11 protein-coding genes are annotated in these 21,935 nt (G+C 37.1%); 4 read left to right on the forward strand and 7 right to left on the reverse strand.

The window, feature by feature from the left end; genetic code table 11:
* Positions 1–38: 38 nt before the first annotated feature.
* Positions 39–2,000, forward strand: coding sequence for a DEAD/DEAH box helicase (locus D7004_RS15370; RefSeq protein WP_123206723.1), 1,962 nt, complete (start codon positions 39–41; stop codon positions 1,998–2,000).
* Between the two features lie 274 nt (positions 2,001–2,274).
* Positions 2,275–4,116, forward strand: a complete 1,842-nt coding sequence (locus tag D7004_RS15375) for an alpha-L-fucosidase (protein ID WP_123206724.1) — start codon at positions 2,275–2,277, stop codon at positions 4,114–4,116.
* Between the two features lie 112 nt (positions 4,117–4,228).
* On the opposite strand, the gene D7004_RS15380 is transcribed toward D7004_RS15375, so the two are convergent.
* The gene (locus D7004_RS15380; protein ID WP_123206725.1) at positions 4,229–7,003 is read right to left on the reverse strand and encodes a TonB-dependent receptor; all 2,775 of its coding nucleotides are present in this window, start codon (positions 7,001–7,003) and stop codon (positions 4,229–4,231) included.
* Positions 7,004–7,187: 184 nt separating this feature from the next.
* Here D7004_RS15380 and bshC point away from each other — a divergent pair, with 184 nt between their 5' ends.
* A complete protein-coding gene (bshC, locus tag D7004_RS15385) occupies positions 7,188–8,774 on the forward strand; it encodes a bacillithiol biosynthesis cysteine-adding enzyme BshC (RefSeq protein WP_123206726.1) in 1,587 nt (528 codons plus the stop codon).
* 102 nt (positions 8,775–8,876) lie between these two features.
* Positions 8,877–9,962 carry an Ldh family oxidoreductase gene (locus D7004_RS15390; protein WP_123206727.1) on the forward strand — a complete coding sequence of 362 codons (1,086 nt, stop codon included), beginning with the start codon at positions 8,877–8,879 and terminating at the stop codon, positions 9,960–9,962.
* 125 nt (positions 9,963–10,087) lie between these two features.
* Here the strand turns inward: D7004_RS15390 and D7004_RS15395 are convergent, their stop codons facing one another.
* The 6 genes from D7004_RS15395 to lepB form a co-directional block, all read right to left on the reverse strand.
* Entirely contained in the window at positions 10,088–12,775 is a 2,688-nt protein-coding gene (locus tag D7004_RS15395) for a glycoside hydrolase family 3 N-terminal domain-containing protein (protein ID WP_123206728.1), read from the reverse strand.
* A 25-nt stretch (positions 12,776–12,800) separates the two neighbouring features.
* The gene (locus D7004_RS15400; RefSeq protein WP_123206729.1) at positions 12,801–14,228 is read right to left on the reverse strand and encodes an alpha-L-fucosidase; all 1,428 of its coding nucleotides are present in this window, start codon (positions 14,226–14,228) and stop codon (positions 12,801–12,803) included.
* Between the two features lie 70 nt (positions 14,229–14,298).
* A complete protein-coding gene (locus tag D7004_RS15405; protein WP_123206730.1) occupies positions 14,299–15,894 on the reverse strand; it encodes a SusD/RagB family nutrient-binding outer membrane lipoprotein in 1,596 nt (531 codons plus the stop codon).
* A 22-nt stretch (positions 15,895–15,916) separates the two neighbouring features.
* Entirely contained in the window at positions 15,917–19,183 is a 3,267-nt protein-coding gene (locus tag D7004_RS15410) for a SusC/RagA family TonB-linked outer membrane protein (RefSeq protein WP_123206731.1), read from the reverse strand.
* 92 nt (positions 19,184–19,275) lie between these two features.
* Positions 19,276–20,463, reverse strand: a complete 1,188-nt coding sequence (locus D7004_RS15415) for an ROK family protein (RefSeq protein WP_123206732.1) — start codon at positions 20,461–20,463, stop codon at positions 19,276–19,278.
* Between the two features lie 137 nt (positions 20,464–20,600).
* Entirely contained in the window at positions 20,601–21,797 is a 1,197-nt protein-coding gene (gene lepB / locus D7004_RS15420; protein WP_123206733.1) for a signal peptidase I, read from the reverse strand.
* Positions 21,798–21,935 lie beyond the last annotated feature (138 nt).

The raw sequence follows: 21,935 nt of genomic DNA on the forward strand, positions 1-21,935 counted from the left end.
TTAACCTTACCTTTGCGGCTTAAATAAATAAAAGACGAATGACAAACCCATTTCAATTATTGGGGATAAGTGATGACGTCGTTAATGCCGTAAAGGACCTTGGATTTGAAACTCCAACGCCTATTCAGGAGCAAAGTATTCCTGTACTGTTAGAAGGCACTAATGATTTCGTTGGTTTGGCCCAAACAGGAACAGGAAAAACAGCCGCATTTGGTTTGCCGCTGTTAGAACTAATTGATTTTAAACTTAATAAACCACAGGCATTAATTTTATGCCCAACACGTGAGTTATGTTTGCAAATCACTAACGACCTTAAAAACTTTTCTAAAAACATTGCTAATGCTCATGTTGTTGCCGTTTACGGTGGCGCTAACATTATGCAACAACTACGCGAAATACGCCAAGGCGTACAAATTGTAGTGGCCACGCCCGGCCGTATGTTGGATATCATTGGCCGTAAGGCAATTGATTTTTCTTCGGTTAAATATGTTGTGCTTGATGAAGCTGACGAAATGTTAAACATGGGTTTCCAGGATGACATTAACGACATTTTATCAACCACTCCTGATGACAAAAAAACCTGGTTATTCTCGGCAACAATGCCTGCAGAAGTTCGCCGCATAGCTAAAAACTATATGGATAACCCTGTAGAATTAACTATGGGTACAAAAAACACAGGTAATGTAAATATCGAACACGAATATTATATTGTTCGTGCCCGTGATAAATATGCTGCCTTAAAACGTATTGTAGATTTCAACCCTGAAATTTTTGCTGTAGTATTTTGTAAAACCAAATTGGATACACAAGATGTTGCTGAGCATTTGATTAAAGATGGTTACAATGCAGATGCCTTACATGGCGATTTATCACAACAACAACGTGATAAAGTAATGCAACGTTTCCGTGAGCGTAATATGCAATTGTTAATTGCTACAGATGTTGCTGCTCGTGGTATTGATGTTAGTGGTGTTACTCACGTAATCAACTATTCATTACCTGATGAAATTGAAAGTTATACCCACCGTTCTGGCCGTACTGGTCGTGCTGGTAAAACAGGTATTTCAATTTGTATCATCAACTCTAAAGAAGTTGGAAAAATCCGTCAGTTAGAACGCATTATTGGTAAACAATTTACCAAAGCAGAATTACCTACAGGATTTGATGTTTGCGAAAAACAATTGTTCTCATTGGTACATAAAGTACACAATGTAGAAGTTAATGTAGAGCAAATTGATCAGTACATTCCTCGTATAATGGATGAATTTAAAGATTTATCTAAAGAAGATGTAATTAAACGTTTTGCTTCGTTAGAGTTTAACCGTTTTTTAGATTATTATGCAAAAGCACCTGATTTAAATGCAGCTGTTGGCGATGATCGTGGAGAAAGAGGTGAACGTGGCGATAGAGCAGGACGCGGACGTGGTAGCGAAGGTTATACTCGTTTGTTTATCAACTTAGGTTCGGTAGATGAATTTACACGTGGCGATATGTTATCTTTTATCTGTAACAATGGTAAAATAGCAGGCAAAAGCGTTGGTAAAATAGATTTAAAAGGTGTTTTCTCTTTCTTTGAAGTAGAAGATGATGTTGCTGACAAAGTTTTTGAAGGCTTTAAAGCAGTTGAGTTTAACGGACGCCAGGTTCGCATTGAAAAAAGCGGAGATGGTGGTCGCGGTGAAGGCGCTGGCGAAAGACGCGGTGGCGGTGAAAGACGTAGCGGTGGATTTGGCGGAGAACGCAGAAGCGGCGGTGGCGGTGGTTACCGTGGCGGTAGCGGCGGCGGCGACAGAAGAAGTTCTGGCGGTAGCGGTCGTAGAGAAGGCGGAAGTCGTGAAGGCGGAAGTCGTGAAGGCGGAAACGCTGGTGGCGGTTTTAGAGATTTCTCTGGCCGTAGCCGTGAAGATAAAGGTGGAAACACTGGTGGTAGTCCACGTAGAGAAGGTGGAAGTCGTGAAGGCGGAAACCGTGAAGGTGGCGACCGCAAAAAGAAATGGTAAATTACTAAACCAAATATTTTACAGCCGTTCCGATTTATCGGAACGGCTTTTTTGTGCGAGAAGTTTTTTGAACAGTTTGTTATTAAGCAGTTTAGGTCACACCAATTTAATTGTGCTACTTACAACATTGTTTTAAGAAATACACAACAGAAATGACAATTTTAAATAACGTAAGAAGCTAAATTTTGATTCTTAAATCCATGTTATTTCATCATTCTTCTTGGTAAAAAATCTGAAAAGGTTATATTTAAGCCGTCATATTACTCAACTAATCATGCGGATTTTAAAACTTCTTTTATCCATTTTAATACTTACTCAAAGCACAAATATTTTCGCTCAAAAAACACCTGCTATCAATCAAAAAATGCAATGGTTTGCTGATGCGAAACTTGGCATTTTCATTCATTGGGGCATATACTCTGTAAATGGAATTTCCGAATCGTGGGCTTTTTATAATAATTACATCAACCATGATGCATATATGAAACAACTTAATGGATTTACTGCCGAGAAATACAATCCGCAAGAATGGGTAAATCTGATTAAAGAGAGTGGTGCAAAATATGCGGTCATCACCACTAAACATCATGATGGGGTTTCCCTTTGGGATACAAAAGCAGCAAAAGCAACTACTGCGATTAACAATAGTGCTGCAAAGAAAGATTTAATCTCACCTTTTGTTGAAGATTTAAAAAAAGCCGGACTCAAAACTGGTTTATATTTTTCTTTGCCAGATTGGAGTTACCCTGATTATGATATTTTTACCCGCGACAGAAAACGTTACGACTTTAAAGCCGAACCTAAACGGTGGAATAACTTTTTAAACTACTACCAAACTCAACTTAAAGAACTTTCTACGCAGTATAAACCCGATTTGGTTTGGTTCGATGGCGATTGGGAGCATACTGCGAAAGAATGGCAAACCGATAAAGTTCGAGCTATATTAAAAAACAACAACCCAAACATCATTATCAATTCACGGCTGGATGAAAATGGCGATTATGAAACACCAGAACAGGGCGTTCCGGTTGTTAAGCCCGAATCGAAATATTGGGAACTTTGTTACACTATGAACGATTCCTGGGGTTATCAGCCTTATGATAATCACTATAAATCATCAAATATGATTATCCGCACATTAGTTGATTGTATTAGCATGGGTGGTAATTTACTGCTGGATATTGGCCCGAAAGCAGATGGGACAATTGCGCCTCAGCAAGTTAAAATATTGAAAGATTTGGGTCGCTGGACGAAAAAACATGCTGAAGCCATTTATGAAACGCAAGCCGGCATTCCATCTACTCATTTTGTTGGTAAAACTTCTCTATCTAAAAACAAAGATGTGCTCTACCTTTACATAGATTATAAAACGGCAAATGGATTGCTCCTTTCTGGCATAAAATCAAAAATTAATAAGGTTGAAATTGTTGGTAATAAAGCGCCCGTAAAGATAGTTAAGCTTAACGAAACCGATTACTTATTAGATTTAAACGAGAGTGCTTTTGATAATGATGTTACCGTATTAAAAGTTTCACTAAACGAGCCGATTGAACTATCCGATGAAAAATTAAAGTCAATTTCCATGGAAACATTGTTTTCATCAAAAGAAGAGTCGACTCCTATAAATTTAAGAAAGCTAGCTGCGGATTTAAATAATGGAATAAACTTATTTCAAAGTACAAATCTAGTTGCCGATGGTTTGGGCTTCAAATCTGGAGTTGAAAATGGCAATCAAGATATTAATGATTGGGTAATTAAACATGCTGAAGCTTTGTATAAAACCACGACAGGAATTCCCGCTGGTCATTATCAAGGCAAAACAGTTCTATCTGCAGACAAGCAAACACTTTATCTTTTTGTTGAGGGCAAACCAACCGGACCAATTGCCATAAAAGGATTAAAAAACAACATCAGCAGGATAAGAATTGTTGGCGAAGGAACAATGCTTCCGCATGAAATATACAATAAGCTTTACTGGAGCAAAATACCCGGAATAGTTTACATTCCGGTTCCAGAAGATAAGCTAGATAAACAATTGACTATAATCGCCGTTCTTTTAGATGCACCAATTGATTTGTACCGTGAGAAAGTTGGTGCGATAGAAAGCAATATGTAAAGCATTGCATTGTACAAAAAAAAGTCAGACTGAGCTTCTCGAAAATTTTTGAAAGTATTTCAACAAGCTCAATCTGACAAATAAAAACGATAATTACTTAGTAGTTTGATTCTTAAAAATTAACGTTAATTCTGGTAAACACATAACGGCCTAAGAAACCGAATTGTGGTGCCTGGTTAGGATACAACTGACCAGATGTACCTTGACTACCTACTAAAAGTTCGGCAGGATAAACATCAAAAATATTGTTTGCTCCAACTGTTAATTTTAGGTTTTTGGTTAAATTATAGCCTAAACCTAAATCAGTAATTACTCTTCCAGGCAATTCTTGTCTGTTCGCAATTACGTTTGTTGGTTGCGATACTTTCCCAAAATAAACATTACGCAAAAACACATTAAATTTATCAACCGTATAATCTAAAGTTAGGTTCCCTTTTAATCTGGGTACAACTTTAGTTAATAGAATAATACTTGCCTCATCTAAATAGATACTTTCTTTCCCGGCTAAAAGTGGGGAGGTGTTTATTCCGCCAACCAGTGTTGTTTTAGAAATTGTTCCAGCTAAATCCGTTCTTAATGTTCCTTTGCCTAAGCCTGTTGAATAAGAAATTACGGCATCAATACCTTTAGTTTCGGTATTCACTGCATTAGCAAAAAAACGTGCTGTACTTGCATTGGCCTGGCGTAATATGGTATAAATCTCTTTATCCTGAGCTGAAGCATTTGCCGCATTGCTACCGGTAAAACCACCGGTGTAAATCACTCGGTTATCTATACGGATTAAATATCCATCAACGGTGATTTTAACTTTACCCAAATTTGAGGTAAAACCAGCGCTATAACTGTTAGATGTTTCTTCCTTTAACTTCGGAATACCTAATAATTGTGCTACCCGACTATCGTTTGCAAAAGTTCCTGATTCTACAAAAGCTCCATCAATAAACACGGTTGATGTTGCATTAAAATAACGCTGTTGTAAAGAAGGTGCTCTAAAGCCACTACTTACCGCGGCACGAAGCAAAAATTTATCTGAAAATTTATAACGACCAGCAACTTTAAAATTTAATGTTGAACCAAAATCGGAGTAGTTTTCAAAACGAACCGCTCCATCTACCAAAAACTTATCGGTAAAATTGACTTCAACGTCGCCATAAGCAGCAACTGAAGACCGATTTACATTGGTTGCATTATCTGCACTAAAACCAGGGAAACCTTGTGCACCACCAGTTAATGCGGCACCATTTGCAGCAAAACGGGTTGACAGATTGCCTTTAAAATCTGGAATTAAAACTGGATTTGCGGCAGTACCCACGTTTATTGCATTACCATAATTAGCATAAGATGCTTCTTCACCAGCTATAATTTTATAGTTTTCGTAACGATGTTCTGCACCAAAAGCGACGTTAATTCCGCTTAAAGTATTTTTAAAAAATCTCGTGAAATCTAAATTGGTTGTATTCTGTACAAAATCATAACCACCAGCATCAAAAGATGTTGGCGAAGCTGTAAGCATCGATGCATTTAAGGTATTTGCTGTTGTAAAATTGATTTGATTTCTACCGTATGTATTACTAAAATCAGCCTTCCACTCGCCTAATGAGCCTCGAATACCTAAGGCTAAAGATTGGTCGCCGTTATCGGTAACAATTTCTGGTAAAAACCCATTTGGATAAATGGTTGCGTTGGTTTGCGTAAGCTGTCTTGGCGTTCTGTAAAATGCTGTTGATGTGCCATTTCTAGAATTTAATCCACCAAAGGCATAAATCTCTGCATTATCTGCAACTGGTAAAACTGCATTTAAAAATAATGCGCCACCACGGTTTTTACTTTGCCCAATATTCGGAACAAAATCTGCCCTGCTTTGTCCTCTTCTTACCAATTCAGCATTGGTAATATCTATGCCTGTTGGTGTTGGGTACAAAGTCGGGTTGTTATAATCCGTATAAATTACACCACGATATGGTGTTGTACGAGATGCAAAATCGCGATAATCGAACGAACCGGTAAGATTTAAAAATCCGCCTTTATCATTTAATTTAACGCCGTAATTTACGTTAGCCTGAACAGTTTCTCCATCTACACCATCAGAATGCTTTCCGGTAAAACCACCGCCTGTAATGCTTGCAGAAAGTTTATTAACATCTTCGTTTAAGATAATATTGATTACGCCTGCAATTGCATCAGAACCATATTGAGCCGCAGCACCATCACGTAAAACTTCAATCCTTTTAATTGCGGCAGTTGGTATTGCATTTAAATCTGTTCCAACAGAACCTTTACCTAAACTTCCATTAATATTAATTAACGAAGTGGTATGACGACGTTTACCGTTAATTAAAACCAAAACCTGATCGGGTCCTAAACCTCTTAAAGATGCCGGGTCGATATGATCGGTACCATCCGTTAAATTTGCAACATTTGACGTAAAGGATGGTGCAACATAATTTAAAATCTGGCTTAATGATACCTGTGGTGAATTCTGTGCAAGCTTCTTAACATCTACCAAATCAACTGGTACAGATGTTTCTAATTGCGAACGTGGTGCACTTCTCGAGCCAATCACAACAACTCCATCCAGATCGTTCTTATTTTCTACAAGATTAAAATTTAATTCTTCTGTTGCTCCCACGGCTACAGTAACTTGTTTTTGTTGGGTTTGAAAGCCAAGGTAACTTGCAGAAACGGTATAAGTTCCAGCAGTATTAAGCTTAATTTGATAAGCACCTTCAGCATTAGTTGAAGATTTAAGACCTTTCCCATTAACTGTTATCGTAGCGCCAATAATAGTTTTTGAAGAATCGCTAACAACGCCTTTTATAATTTGAGCTTTTAAACTGAGAGATAATAAAATGAGGGAAGTAATGATTAGGTAGAGCTTTCTTTGCATACGCTTTTATATTTTTAAATAATTATTTGCGGCAAATATAGAAAAGATATCATAAAGACTACCAAAATAGTAGTATTTAACTTTTTAGTGACAATATATTTTTAAGCTGATTATATTCTTTATTAAATGTAAAATGTAAACATCAAAATATAATTGTTCTTAAATTGAACTACTTTCGCTAATTATGCAGGCAAAATATATCTCCTATCAGGAAACCGGTTCCTTTTCAAAATTGGTTTTGGATTATATAAATAACGAGGAACAGCTCAAAGCTTTCTACAGTTATCGCCCAGATATGGAGGGTTTGGCCGAGGCTATAGAAAATCGGAATTTTTTAGGCGATAGAAATACTTTGGTAGAAGTTTTAAAAACGCAATACCAACATTTACAACCTAATAAATCGGTTACAAAAAACATAGAACTTTTAGCGTCTGACAATACTTTTACCGTTACAACTGGTCACCAATTAAATCTTTTTACTGGTCCGCTTTACTTCATTTATAAAATTGTAACAACGATAAATCTAGCCATCGAATTAAAGATGGCTCATCCCGATAAGAACTTTGTTCCTATTTACTGGATGGCAACTGAAGACCACGATTTTGATGAAATTAATCATGTAAGTGTTGATGAAAAAAACATCAGCTGGATTCAAAATACAAATGGCGCAACCGGAAGATTAAGTACAAAAACGGTTGCAGCTGCTGTTTTAGCTTATCAGGGCTATTTGGGTATTTCAAAAAATGGAAAGCACATTGCAAAACTGGTTGAAAAGGCTTATCTCAAGCACGATAACTTAGCCGATGCAACAAGATATTTAGTAAATAATCTTTTTGAAAAATATGGCTTGGTTATCGTTAATGCCGATAATCCATCTTTAAAACAACTGTTTTCTAAAATTATTGCAGCAGACATTACGCAACACAACAGTTCGAAAAATATAAGTGAAAGTTCTGGCAATTTAGAATCCTTAGGTTATAAAACGCAGGTTAATGGTCGTGACATAAATTTCTTTTACTTAAAAGATGATTTACGTGAGCGTTTGATTTTTGAGAACGGAAAATATCTGGTTAACCATACCGAAATCAGTTTTACAGAGGAGGAACTAAAGGCTGAAATTGATACACATCCTGAACGATTTAGCCCGAATGTGGTAATGCGCCCAATGTACCAGGAAGTTATTTTACCGAACATTGCTTACATTGGCGGTGGTGCTGAAGTTGCTTACTGGATGCAATTAAAAGCAAATTTTGATTTCTATAAGGTTGATTTTCCGGTTTTACTCTTACGTAATTCTGCTTTATTAATCGATAAACGCAGTGCAGAGAATTTGTACAGTTTGGGTTTCGCACTTGAGGATATCTTCCTACCTGTTGAAGAATTAAAAAATATTTGGGTTAGGCGAAATTCTACTGCACAATTGATTTTAGCAGATGAAACTAGAGCGATTAACAGCATTTTCGACCAGATAAAACTGAATGCTTACAAAATTGATAAAACACTTTCAGTTTCTACCGATTCGGCAAAACAGAAAACAAATCATCTATTAGCTAACTTAGAAAAAAAACTATTTAGAGCTGAAAAGCGCAAGCATGAAATAGCTTTGGCTCAGATAGAAAACGTTAAAAAACGACTTTTCCCAAGTGGAACTTTACAAGAACGTATTTTAAACATCGCACCCATGTATGTAAATTATGGTGAAGATTTTCTTTCTTCCTGTATAGAAAATTTCGAACCTTTGGGTGGTGATTTCACTTTGTTGTTGCCGTAAAAAAGACTAAAGCAAAAAGCAGAAAGACTAAAGAAGAAAGCTAAAAGACCAAAGTGGAATAGACATTAAAACTGTCTTGAAACTTAATACTTGATACTAAAAATGAACTTCATAACTTTTACCGAAACCAAGCTCAGAACATTTACCTATAACGTTTTTAAGAAAATGGGTTGTTCTGATGAGCATGCTGTACTCGCTGCTGATGTTTTAATACGCTCTGATTTACGTGGAATTGATTCGCACGGTGTTGCCAGGTTAAGCGGTTATGTGCGTTTGTGGGAAAAGAAAAGAATCAACGCTACTCCGAATATTAAAATTGTGCATGAAACACCAACAACTGCTACAATTGATGGCGATGCAGGTTTAGGCTTAGTTGTGGCGCCATTTGCAATGAAAGTAGCAATAGAAAAAGCAGAAAAATATGGCAGCGGATGGGTTTCTGTTAAAAATTCTAATCACTTTGGTATTGCAGGTTACCACGCATTAATGGCCGTTGAAAAAGATATGATTGGCATCAGCATGACAAATGCTAGTCCGCTGGTTGCACCAACCTATTCGAGCGAAAGATTGCTTGGCACCAACCCAATGTGTTATGCGTTTCCGGCAGGAAAATATCCACCTGTAATTGTAGATATGGCAACCGCAGCAGCTGCAAATGGAAAATTAGAGATTGCGCAGAGAGCAAATAAAAGTATTCCTGATGGTTGGGTTCAGGATAAAAATGGAGAAACTTCTACCAATCCGAATGAATTAAAAAATGGCGGTTCGCTGTTACCCTTAGGTAGCGATAAAGATCATGGAAGCCACAAAGGATATGGATTAAGTGCTACCGTTGATATTTTATCAGCAGTGCTATCCGGTGCCAATTATGGGCCCTGGGTTCCGCCTTTTGTTGCTTTCTTAGAACCTTCTGCAAACCCTGTAGGAGAAGGTTTGGGGCATTTTTTAGGCGCTATGCGAGTTGATGGTTTCCGTCCGGCAGAGGATTTTAAAAATCATTTAGATAACTGGATTGAAAGATTTAAAAGCGCCGAGACAATCGACCCTGACAAAAAAGTAATTATTCCTGGTGAGCCAGAACATGAATTTGAACAGGAAAGGAAAATTAGTGGCATTCCTATTATCGATGTTGTGGTTAATGATTTAAACGACTTGGCCGAAAAATTGGGAATTGAAGGGTTGAAATAGCTTCAAAAACTAACTATGGTTTATGAGAACACAGACCATGGAATAGGAATAAGAGGAAATTAGCTTTGACAACTTTTTTATGATACCCTAGAAAGAAAGTTGTCAAAGCTGATATTTTCCAAACCTCAAGGCTCTAAAATCAATGTTTCTTTAAGCTGCAATTCCTTACTCGATGAACCAACCATAATTCTGAAATCTCCCGGTTCTATAACCCATTTTAATTCTTTATTGAGCATTTGAAAAGCTTCTGGTTTTAATTCAAATACAACTTCTTTTTCTTCTCCTGCTTTTAAATGAATACGTTTGAAATTCTTAAGGGCAAGAACAGGTTGTGAAACGCTAGCCAATACATCACGAATATAAAGTTGTACCACTTCATCGCCATCGTATTTCCCTTCGTTTTTTATTGTACAGGTTACGATTGCTGTTTCACCAATTTTGATTTTATTTTTCTGAAGTTTTAAATTTGTGAACTTAAAATTAGAATAGCTTAATCCATAACCGAAAGGAAACAGTGCTTCACCACTCAAATTGTTATAATCATCTCCTCTACCAGTAGGTTTATGGTTATAAACCAGCGGCAATTGGGCTTCATCAACAGGATAGGTAATGGGTAACCTTCCAGCTGGATTATAATCGCCAAATAGCGTTTCCGCCACAGCATTTCCGCCTTCTTCTCCGGGATACCAAACGTTCAAAATAGCTGGCACATCATCTATCCAACTTCGCATGTTTATAGCACTTCCACCAACAAGCAATACAATTACAGGTTTGCCAGTTTTTGCCATCTCATGGATTATCAATTCCTGATTTCCGGGCAAATTTAACATCGCTCTATCTAAAAATTCTCCTTCTTTAATTCCTGCGGCAATAACGATGGCATCTGCATTTTTAGCTAATGCTGTGGCTTTTTGGAGCTCCTCAGCTTGTTTATCCTCAACGCCATAATTCCAGATTAATTTTATGTGCGCATTACCTTTTGGTTCTTTAAATTCAACCTTTATGGGATAACTTTTATCAGCTTCGAAATTAAAATCAATCAATCGGGTATGGTACGAACTTTTATCCCATTGATCTATTTCCATTTTATCGTTAATAAATAATCGATAACCATCATTCCCTTCTAATCCAATTTTATATGTTCCTGATTTTGGCGCCCTAATTTCGCCCTGCCATCTTGCAGAATAATTATCAGTTTTCAGTTTTTCATCAGGGGCATATAGCGTCCACATGAAATCCAATTTTTTATCGATTCTACTTACAATTGCTTTGCCCGATAGATCAATGGTTTCAAAATAATCTGCAGATAGTCCCACCCTTTTATTCGACGACAAGTACAAAGAATCAACCACTACATAACTTTTATCGTTACGAAAACTTCCCTGAGTGTAATTAACGATGGTAGAATTCCCTGCTCGTTTTCTAATACCATCCAAAATGCTCACTTTGCCTTTTCCTGTACCACTATATCCTCCCAAACGGGCTTCGATAGCATCTTCACCTAAAACAAGGATGTTTTTCGGCTGCTTTAATGGTAAAACCTGCTGATTATTTTTCAACAAAACAAACGATTCTAAAGCCGCCTTTTTCGCCAAAGATTTACTAGAATAATCTGTTAATGATGCCTTTGCTTCCTTCTCTGATAAGTAAGGGTTTTCAAATAAACCCAATTCAAATTTAGCTCTTAAAACCCTCGAAACGGCATCATCAATTCTGGTTTGAGGAATGCTACCATCTAAAAATGGCGGCATAAATAACTTATAATGTTCGTATTCAACCTGGAAGATAACATCTAGGCCACCGTTGAGCGCTTGTACCGTAGCCTCGTGATAGCCACTTGCGGTGTTGTGCAAAACATTTGCACCTCCAACTGCACCAGCATCTGAGATTACAAAACCTTTAAATCCCCAATTGTTTTTTAAAACCTCCGTTAAAAGCCAATGATTGGAAGTCGCAGGAGTGCCATCTACACTGTTATAAGATGTCATCACAGAACGGATTTTGCCTTGAATGACGGCTTCTTTAAAAGCCGGAAAGTGTATTTCTTCTAAAAATCGCTGATTCTTTTCTATCGGATAACTATCTCTTCCACCATCGCCAACATTGGCAATAAGATGCTTTGGCGTTACCACAACATTTTCCTTTTCGATAGCTTTCATAAAAGCTAAACCCATTACAGTAGTTAAATAAGGATCTTCGCCATAAGTTTCTTCGGTTCTGCCCCACCTCACATCATCAGCCATGTTAATAACAGGTGCCAAAACATCTCTTATGCCTCTAATCTTGGCTTCTTTAGCAATTGATTTTCCAATTTGGGCTAACATTAAGGTATCAAAACTTGCCGCCAAACCGATTGATTGAGGGAAAGCAGTTGCACCTTGCCTTACCAAACCATGTAGTGCTTCATCAAAAACCAACATAGGAATTCCCAGTCGGGTATCGTTTATGAAGTAATGCTGCAACACGTTTACTTTTTTGGCCAGGGTGTAAGCATTTTCAGTAGTATTATAACTAAGCATTTGCTGCGCTTCGCCGCCACCTCCAGATTGAGCACTAATTTGCAAACCAAAAATGCCGTTTTTGTAACTTCCTTTTTTAATGCCGTCAACATCACCCGGAACCATAAACAATTGCCAGAATTTTTCTTCCGGCGTCATTCTTGAAAGTAAGTCCTTTACTCTATCATCAATATTTAGTTTTGCATTTTTATAGGCTGGTTGCGATGAATTTTTGCCACTATTGCTTTGTGCATGCAGACTATAGTTTATTGCCGTTAATACAATCAGGGCAATTGAAATTTTTCTAAAAATCATTTCGGAATGATAAAATTTATGCTGATTAACCTTGAGGCGTAAATTCGAATGCTAATGCTGGCTGATTAACATTGCCTTTTAATTGTACTGTGGTTTTGCCATCAACATCTTTCCATTTAACTTTTTCTCCTGTTGAAATTAAAATTACATCAGTTCCTTTTTTTGGCGAATTTCCAGTCCAGCTGATTGCATTAGGTGATTTTTCATCAGATTTTACGCAATAAATAGCATAAAGCTTTTTGCCATCCTTGCTTTGAGTAAACCAGGTTTGGTTGCTGTTGTAATTTTTGGTGATTCGAGTGTTATAAATTGCCTTCCCGTTAACAGAAGTCCATTTACCGATATCGTTCAATTTAGTTAACACTTCTTCGGGGAAAGTACCATCAGGTTTCGGCCCAACACCTAAAAGCAAGCTGCCACCTTTTGCTACAATTTCTGCTAATTTATGAATCACTTCGGAGGCTGGTTTGTAAGAATCATTTTTAACAAATCCCCAGGCACCACCTAAAGTCATGCAGCTTTCCCAAGGGTAATCCAATTGTGTTTCAGGTATTTTTTGCTCCGGAGTTTGATAATTTTCGTATGGACCATGAACAGTTCTATCCACAATGATTAATCCGGGCTGCGCCTTTCTTGCCATTGTTGCAATTTTTGGCATATCAATATCCTGGCTCCATTTTGGAATGTTTGCACCCCAAGATAAAACTTCGGCATTAACCGTTTCTAATGGACGAACCCATCCACCATCTAACCATAAAATATCTACACTGCCATAATTGTGCATCAATTCTCCAATTTGGTTGTAGGTAAAATCTTTGAACTTATTCCACCTCCATGGATATTTTCTGATGTCGTAATTGTTATTGCGATCTGCAGTAGCATATTTTTGCCACCAATAATATTGCGAATGCCAATCGGGCTTAGAAAAATAAGCCCCAATCATAAAGCCTTCTTTCCTAAAAGCATCGAAAACATATTTAGCTACGTCGGCTTTGGCGTTATTGGCAAAAGGACCCTTGGCTATACTAAAATCAGATTCTTTAGTATCGAACATGGCAAAACCATCATGGTGTTTGGTGGTAAAAACCAAATATTTCATTCCGGCACTTTTACCTGCTTTTGCCCATTGCTCTGGATTAAACTTTGTTGGATTAAACTGCTTGCTAAAATCCCAGTACCATTTTTTATAATCGTCGTAAGAAATTGTAGTGTCTCTTTCTATCCAATCTTCAGAACAAATAGACCATGATTCTATAATCCCGGGAACGGCATATAATCCCCAATGGATAATCATCCCGAATTTCTTGTCCTGCCAGTTATCTAATTTCTGTTTAACAAGTGGGTCGGTTGGTGCCTCGTAATGCGTTGATTGAGGCATAATATCATTCTGCTGAGCATTTACGCTATTAAAGAAAAGCACAGCGAAGAAGAAAATGAGAATTTTGACTTTCATATTCAATTATAAAAAAAAATCCCGACCAAACCGTTGGCCGGGATAATATTAAATTAAACTATAAGGATGGTTAAGGCATCCAGAAGATTTTACCCATACGAGTATCTTTACTTACAACAGCCTGATAATTAGCACTGTTTAAAGTTTTCTCTTTAGCTGGATACAGCAAACGATTTGGTGGTGTTTCAAAACCGGATAGCTTTCCATTAGTTGGAAATGTAAGTACCGGAAAACCTGTTCTTCTGTATTCAGACCAAGCTTCTGTAGATTGCAATACACCGAAATGCGTCCATTTTTGCGTAGCGATTTTTTGCAATTTAGCAGTTGATGTACCCGAATAAGCTGCAGATGATGTATTCACCCAAGCATCAACAGTTGTAGTTGATGGTGCAGCAACATTTACAAAACCACTACCCTGATTTAAATTGTTCAAATAATAATAAAAAGCTACTGATTGTTTTAATGCATTATCGTAAGCTGTTTTAGCATCTGTTGTACTTCCCCATCTTTCATAAGCTTCTGCTTTTAACAAGTTTACTTCAGTTGCTGTGATTAAAATTCCTGGCAATTTTTGGTTGTATAGGAAGGTAGCAGAATCCAAAACCGCATAATCTGCAAAGCTCGATTCTTGCTGAGCAGTTGTAAAGGTTATCGGCATTGCTCTGTACGTTGCATTTGGCACAAATTTACCTGCAACTGTACGTCCGAATTTATCGTAAATTACAGGAATACGAGGATCATTAGCCGGAGCCATAACCGTATTAAGCATATAATCTGTTGCATACCAAGCACCTTCAAAAAATGCATCATGCAAATCGCTTGTGCTGTTTGTTAAAGGAGCAAGCAAAACATCTGAGCTTGCAGGGCTGTACAATGCAATATTTCCACCATCAACCAACGGAAAATTAGCCTGGTTGTTTAGCATATCCAGGACAGCAGTTCTAGCAGTTGCTTCATCGGTTTTAGAAATACGCATTAACAACCTTAAACGTAGAGAATTTGCATAACGAGTCCATTTCGATACGTCACCTTTTAATAGGATATCAGCTTTAGAAAATGCACTGGTTGTTGTTGCTGTTTTAAAATAGGTTGCAGCTGCAGCTAAATCCGAAATAAAAGTGGTATATAATGCTTTTTGCTCATCATATTTCGGGTTTGTAATTGTGCTACTCGTTGGCAAGCTTCCTGCAGCAGAATATGGAATATCACCCCATAAATCGACCATTTTAGCTGCCTGCTCAATTAATACAACTTTTGCGGCTTGCATGATTACTTTCTGACTAGCTTGGTCGGCAGCAGGTAAGGAATTATACTTTGTTTCCATAACACGATAAAGTGCCATTGGACCACTTCCATTTCCGCCAGTGCTGTAAAAATCATCCCAATACTGTTGAGAGTAACCATCACTTTGCTGATAAACTGTGTTACCATTGGCAATGTAAGCAGTTTGTGCGTACACGCCCGGCATTTGGGTTAAAAATGTACGAACATTCCAATATTTTTGGGCAACCCTATCATTGTTTAACATTCCTGTAAAAAGCCCCGGTACATTTGGATCGAGCACCTTTTCAGGGTTATTGAATTTTTCATCTACCTCTTTTTTACAACCAACTAAAGCTGTTACAGACAGTAAAAGAAAACTGGCATTTATGATTAATTTTTTCATAATATTTTTTTTAATTAGTTGGCTAAAAGTTTGCGCTTAGAGAAAATCCAAAGTTTCTTGATGCTGCTGTAGAGCCTACATCTACACCTTGAGACCACCATTTGTTACCTAGTGGAGCTTCAGGATCTAAATCTTTAAGTGTACGATAGATGTAAAACAAGTTACGTCCGATTAGCGAGAACCTTAAATTTGTAATGCTTAACTTTTTAGTGAATGATGCAGGAATTTTATAGCTTAAAGTTATCTCTCTCATTTTAACATAGCTGTTATCAAAAATTTCACCTTCTGTTAAAGAGCCTTCACCCCAGTTGTACGTAGTTAAATAATAATCTGCTGCTGATAAAATTTTAGTGTTTGGTAAGCCAGTTGTTTGGTTTACACCTTGTAATAAAACACCATCGTTGTATGTTTTGCCATTCGCTGTGTAAGCAATTCCGCCATTTGCAGCATCTCTAAATTCCATCGAATTTTCTAACATACCAGCACCACGCATAAATTTCAAGTTTGGTGCAATGATTTTGCCACCTAAACGGTAATCAATAGTAAAATCTAAAGCAACGTTACCATAGCTAAATGTATTTGAAAAACCACCAACAGCTTTCGGCATGATGTTACCAACTTTTACGTAAACCGAATTGTCCATAACGTAAAAACCGTCATCATTAATCAAGTAGTTTCCACTTGCATCTGTTTTGCGTGGACGGATGTAGATGTTACCTAAATCTTCGCCTGCTCTTGCAACAATTTTAGAGGTAGCCTGATCAGAAGAATAGAAGTTAATTTCTGAATTAGCATCTTTTAAAGAGTTTACCTTCGATTTGTTTGTAGAGAAGTTTAATCGGGTATCCCATCTAAATTTTCCTGCAATTGGAGTTGCATTAATGGCAACCTCAAAACCTCTGTTGCCAATTTCACCAACATTTACAATTTGGCTTTTTGCACCGTTTGTTGATGTTACATCTAGCGGTAAAATCTGGTTCTTGATTTTGTTATCATAATAACTTACATCAAAACCAAGACGACCTTTTAAGAAACGAGTTTCCAAACCAAATTCTGATTCATACTTTTTCTCAGGCATTAAACCTAAGTTACCATAAGCGCTTGCCGAAACGATAGATGGCACAGAACCATTAATGGTTTGCAAAGAGTTTTGAGTATAAGAAACGTTTGCTTCGTAAATTGGAGGCGCATTACCAACAACACCATAAGATGCTCTTAACTTTCCATAAGTCCAGAACGATGGCAGTTTAATAACATCACTAAACACAAAACCACTGTTAACAGAGTAGTATGAGTATTGGTTATTTCCCGGAGGTAAGGTAGAAACATATTCGCGTCTTGCTGTTCCTTCAACAAATAAGAAATCTTTGTAACTCAAGTTTAATAACCCTAAATAAGCATATTTCAATTGTTCTTTACGAGCTTCTGATGTTTCTGCTATACCAAACGAGTTAGAAAGTGCAAAGAAATTCTCTGTAACCAATCCATCTCTGGTATTTGATCTTAAGTCTTTATAACTTTCTTTTCTTCCTTGATAACCACCGCTTAATGAAACACTAAAATCTTCACCAATTTTATTCGTATAACTCAATAACGCATCTCCGTATAATACTGAATACTGACCTTGAGTTGTTGTATAAGAACCCGTACTTGTGTTACCGTTTAATGCACTAGGTATTTCGGTAAACTGACGATTTTCTGTTTTTGCACTTGTATAATCGTTACCAATACGACCTCTGAATTTTAGGTTTTTAGCAACATCATAGTTTAAAGTGAAACTAGATAATAACCTGTTCTCGTTTTCGTCGTACTTATTTTTAAGCTGTTGCCAATAAAAATCTAATAAATTGGTTGCTCTTATGTTAAAGATGAAAGGCTCAGGACGAGCAGTTTGATCAAACGTAGCATATTTATAGCCGTTACTGGTTTGATATTTTTGTTTCATCAAATCCATATCTTCTGCCCTGCTAAAGAAGCCACCAAAAGAACCTAAAACCTGACCTAATTGATATGGTCTGTTTTTGGTAAGGGTATTAACATAACTTACAATAACATCAGCAGTTAATCTTGGTGCTAATTTAATGGTAGAATTTAAGTTAAAAGTATTTCTGGTACCCGTGTTACCTGGTTGTGTACCTTTATAATCTAATCTTGATGCTGAAAAACGATAGTTTACTCCATCAGTTTGATTTGAAATGGCAACGTTCGCATTTGAAGTATAACCAGTTTGATAAACATCTCTATAGTTATCTGGCTGAGGATTGTATGCTCTTACAGAACCATCCCACCATCTAACTTGCTGACCTTCCATCTTCGGACCGAAATTGGCATATGCTCTAAAATATGGTCTGAAACCACTTGGAGATTGAGCATCCGGAATCCATCCTTCTTCAGTGGCACCATTGGCAACGTTAGTTTCTCTATCGTAACCGGGTCCATAAGTATTTTGAAAGTTTGGCAAGAATGCTACCTTATCAACAGAAGCCTGATAATTGAAATCAATACCTAATCCTCTGTTTTTTGAACCTTTTTTAGTTGTAATTACAACAACACCGCTTGCTGCATCCGAACCGTATAATGCTGAAGCACTAGCACCTTTTAAAATGGTTAATGTTTCAATATCAGCAGGATTGATGTCTAAAATACCGTTTCCTCTAACACGTTGGTCATCCCAATAGTTATTGTTATTTGCACCTGCAGCTCCGTTTTGTCCGTCGTTTCTAATCATTACACCATCTACAACATAAAGTGGTTGTTGGTTATAATTGATTGAATTGATACCACGAATTTGAACATTTACCGCACTACTTGCGCCACCTGGAGCTGTAGTAATTTTAACACCGGCTGCTTTACCGTATAATGCTGATGCAAAATTGGTATTTCCACCTTCTGTTAATTGTTTAGCTGTAACCGTACTTACTGCGTAACCTAACGATTTTTCCTGGCGTTTTATACCAAGTGCAGTCGTTACAACATTTACCTCATCGAGCTGACTTGCGTTTTCTTTAAGTGAAATGCTGATTGTCGATTGCCCGCTATAGGTTACCTCTTGTTTGGCAAACCCAATTGCAGAAAATACCAAAACTTCGCTTGGATTTACTGATATGGAAAACTTTCCATTTCCATCTGTTTGAGTGGCCTTGGTTGTTCCTTTTACAGAAACATTAACTCCCGGCACTGCTCCAGATGCATCTTTAACTGTTCCTGTAACAGTTTTTTGTGCAAAAGCTGCTATTGTAAAAAGCATTAACAATAGCGTACTTAGGCATTTTAAGTACATTTTTTTCATTTTGTTGTAGTTAGTATTTAATTGATTAGTTGGTTGTAAGGATGATATTCGTTTAAGATTTTTATTTAGCCATATTGTATGTTTTATTAGGATTAATCGAAATTACTATGTTCTACAAGCAGGCTAGCCGCAGCTAAAAGTTCTGCCTGCTCGGCAAGATTAGAAAGTACAATGCTAGTTTGATCTGCAACCCGCGGGATGCAAAACTTATTTATTGCTTGTTGAATTGGTGGTAAAAGCATTTTTCCGGCCTTTGCACCGCGACCACTTAAAACAATTCTTTCCGGATTCATGATGTGAATTAGCGTAGCCAAGCCTTTTCCAATAAGAAAAGCTGCATCAAATAGTATGGATATGGCTACTGAATCTTGTTTAATTACTGCATCAAGAAAATGATCGGCGTGGTGCTTGCTTGTATCTTTAAAAAGCTCGGCCATTATGGTAGGTTCGCCATCAGCAACGGCCTTTTCTGCTTTACGAACCATAACCAGCAAAGATGTTTCTACCTCAAGGCATCCGCGTTTACCGCAAGAACAAAGCGTATCAGAATTGGATAGAGGAATATGACTGAACTCTCCGGCATATCCGCTGCTTCCACGGTATAAACTGCCGTGGACAATCATGCCTAAACCTGTGCCCCAACCAATGTTTACCACTAAAACATCTTTCAAACCAGCCGCTTCACCAAAATTTAGTTCGGCTAAAGCGATTAAACTTGAATCATTATCTAGAAAGATTGGAAGATTTAGCTTATCTGATAAATATTCTTGAAGATTACTTCCTCCCTCTACAGGCATGAAAGAATAATTTATACCCAAATCTGCATTGACAAAGCCCGGCATGCCGATACCCACACCTAATAAGTTCGCTCTATCGAGATTAGATTTTGTAATACAGTTATTTATAAATTCGATAAGCAAATCTGCGCTGTTTTGAGCAGACATATCTAAATCTACCAGTTGGGTAGGTAGTATTTTATTATTCGATAAATCGTAAATGGTAAGGCGAGTGATAAATTGATCCATTGCTACTGCAACAATGTATTTCTTATAATCTGGATTTATTAGAAACATTGCCGCTCTCCTGCCACCGGTTGATGGTGCAAAACCTTGTTCGATTAATTGACCACCCTCAACCAATCCGTTAACCATTGATGTAACCAGCGGCAAACTTTTCATAGTAAGCTTGCTTAAATCTGTTAGAGATAAAAGTTTTTTATAGTAAAGGTGTTTGATGATATCAGCTTTTAACTGATCGTTCTTCTTAACTATTGCAGACATTTAAGTTTGGTTGTTAAACAAACTTAATAAAAATTTACAAAACTTATATAATCTTTTTAAAAAAATTAAAAAGAATAACTAACTATAAAAAAACGACTTACATTTTGTGCAAGTCGTTTTTTGAATTTTTAATTGGATTAATGAATTCCTTTTAATAATCTACTCCAGCGTATTTTATGTAAAAATGAGCCTTCACTATTCCAACTCATCCAAATAAATAATGCTTTACCGACAACATGATCTTCAGGCACAAAGCCCCAATATCTCGAATCGGCAGAATTATGGCGATTATCGCCCATCATCCAATAGTAATTCAATTTGAAAGTATATGATGTTGCAATTTTATCGTTAATGTACCAATCTTTACCTTTTTGCTCTACTTTATTGCCTTCATAGGTTCTAATTGCCCTATAGTACAAAGGCATGGTATTGCTATCAATTTTAACTGTCCAGCCTTTAGCAGGAATTTTTATTGGTCCAAAGTTATCTCTGTTCCAAACGCGATTAGGATCGTGTGGAAACAAACCACCGGATTCGATTACAGAAGATTGAGCTGCATTCATTTTCACCGATTTAACAAAATCAAAAGCTTTAATTTCATCGGCCATTTCTGGTGAAATCTCGGCTATGTATGCATTCGGACCATCTGGTTGCATATCGCCCATTTTCAGATCTAAATCATCAAAAACAGCATAGTTAAAATCCATGGTTTTAAATTCGATACGGTAAGGCATCATTCCGGTGCTTTTTAATGGTTCATCTTTACCATTAATGTTCGCAATTCCGTTTTTCATGCTGATAACATCGCCAGCAATCCCAATACAACGCTTTATAAAGTTTTCACGTTTATCTACCGGCCTGCTTATAATAGTAAACTGACTGTGGATAGCATCTCTACCATATTGCCTAACCAAATCATAATAACTTGGCACCTGATTTTCTACTGCAACGGTATCACCTTCAGGAAAGTTGAATACAACAACATCATTCCTTTTTATTTCTGATAAACCTGGTAAACGGTGATATTTCCATTGAACACCATCCCAATAAGCTTTGGTTGATGTTGTTAAGGGCATGGTATGGTGGGCAAAAGGAAAAGCTACGGGCGTCATCGGAATACGTGCGCCATAATTAACTTTGCTTACAAAAAGAAAATCGCCAATTAATAAAGAGCGTTCCATTGAACCAGAAGGAATGGTGTAAGCTTCGATAAAGAATACTCTAATTATGGTTGCCGCTACAACTGCAAAAACAATTGCATCTACCCATTCGCGGGTTTTGGATTTTTTCTTTTTATTGGCATCCGTTTTTTTCTGCCAGAATTTATAATTCATATTTTATGTTTAGTTAAAGCCTCACATGCTCTCTTTCTATAGAAGAGGGAGCGCAAAGCGAAAATATCTTTTGTGTGATTATTAATCTACTAATTTGTGCTGTATTAAATTTTTCTCCTTCGGATTGATTCCACTGAT

The sequence above is a fragment of the Pedobacter jejuensis genome, from assembly GCF_003725795.1.
GTDB lineage: Bacteria > Bacteroidota > Bacteroidia > Sphingobacteriales > Sphingobacteriaceae > Pedobacter > Pedobacter jejuensis.

What these genes read in the sequence shown, in the direction of transcription:
- D7004_RS15400 (WP_123206729.1), bottom strand. Translation starts at nt 14,228, where the DNA reads ATGAAAGTCAAAATTCTCATTTTCTTCTTCGCTGTGCTTTTCTTTAAT.
- D7004_RS15380 (WP_123206725.1), bottom strand. Translation starts at nt 7,003, where the DNA reads ATGCAAAGAAAGCTCTACCTAATCATTACTTCCCTCATTTTATTATCT.
- D7004_RS15370 (WP_123206723.1), top strand. Translation starts at nt 39, where the DNA reads ATGACAAACCCATTTCAATTATTGGGGATAAGTGATGACGTCGTTAAT.
- D7004_RS15395 (WP_123206728.1), bottom strand. Translation starts at nt 12,775, where the DNA reads ATGATTTTTAGAAAAATTTCAATTGCCCTGATTGTATTAACGGCAATA.
- lepB (WP_123206733.1), bottom strand. Translation starts at nt 21,797, where the DNA reads ATGAATTATAAATTCTGGCAGAAAAAAACGGATGCCAATAAAAAGAAA.
- D7004_RS15390 (WP_123206727.1), top strand. Translation starts at nt 8,877, where the DNA reads ATGAACTTCATAACTTTTACCGAAACCAAGCTCAGAACATTTACCTAT.
- D7004_RS15405 (WP_123206730.1), bottom strand. Translation starts at nt 15,894, where the DNA reads ATGAAAAAATTAATCATAAATGCCAGTTTTCTTTTACTGTCTGTAACA.
- D7004_RS15410 (WP_123206731.1), bottom strand. Translation starts at nt 19,183, where the DNA reads ATGAAAAAAATGTACTTAAAATGCCTAAGTACGCTATTGTTAATGCTT.
- D7004_RS15415 (WP_123206732.1), bottom strand. Translation starts at nt 20,463, where the DNA reads ATGTCTGCAATAGTTAAGAAGAACGATCAGTTAAAAGCTGATATCATC.
- bshC (WP_123206726.1), top strand. Translation starts at nt 7,188, where the DNA reads ATGCAGGCAAAATATATCTCCTATCAGGAAACCGGTTCCTTTTCAAAA.
- D7004_RS15375 (WP_123206724.1), top strand. Translation starts at nt 2,275, where the DNA reads ATGCGGATTTTAAAACTTCTTTTATCCATTTTAATACTTACTCAAAGC.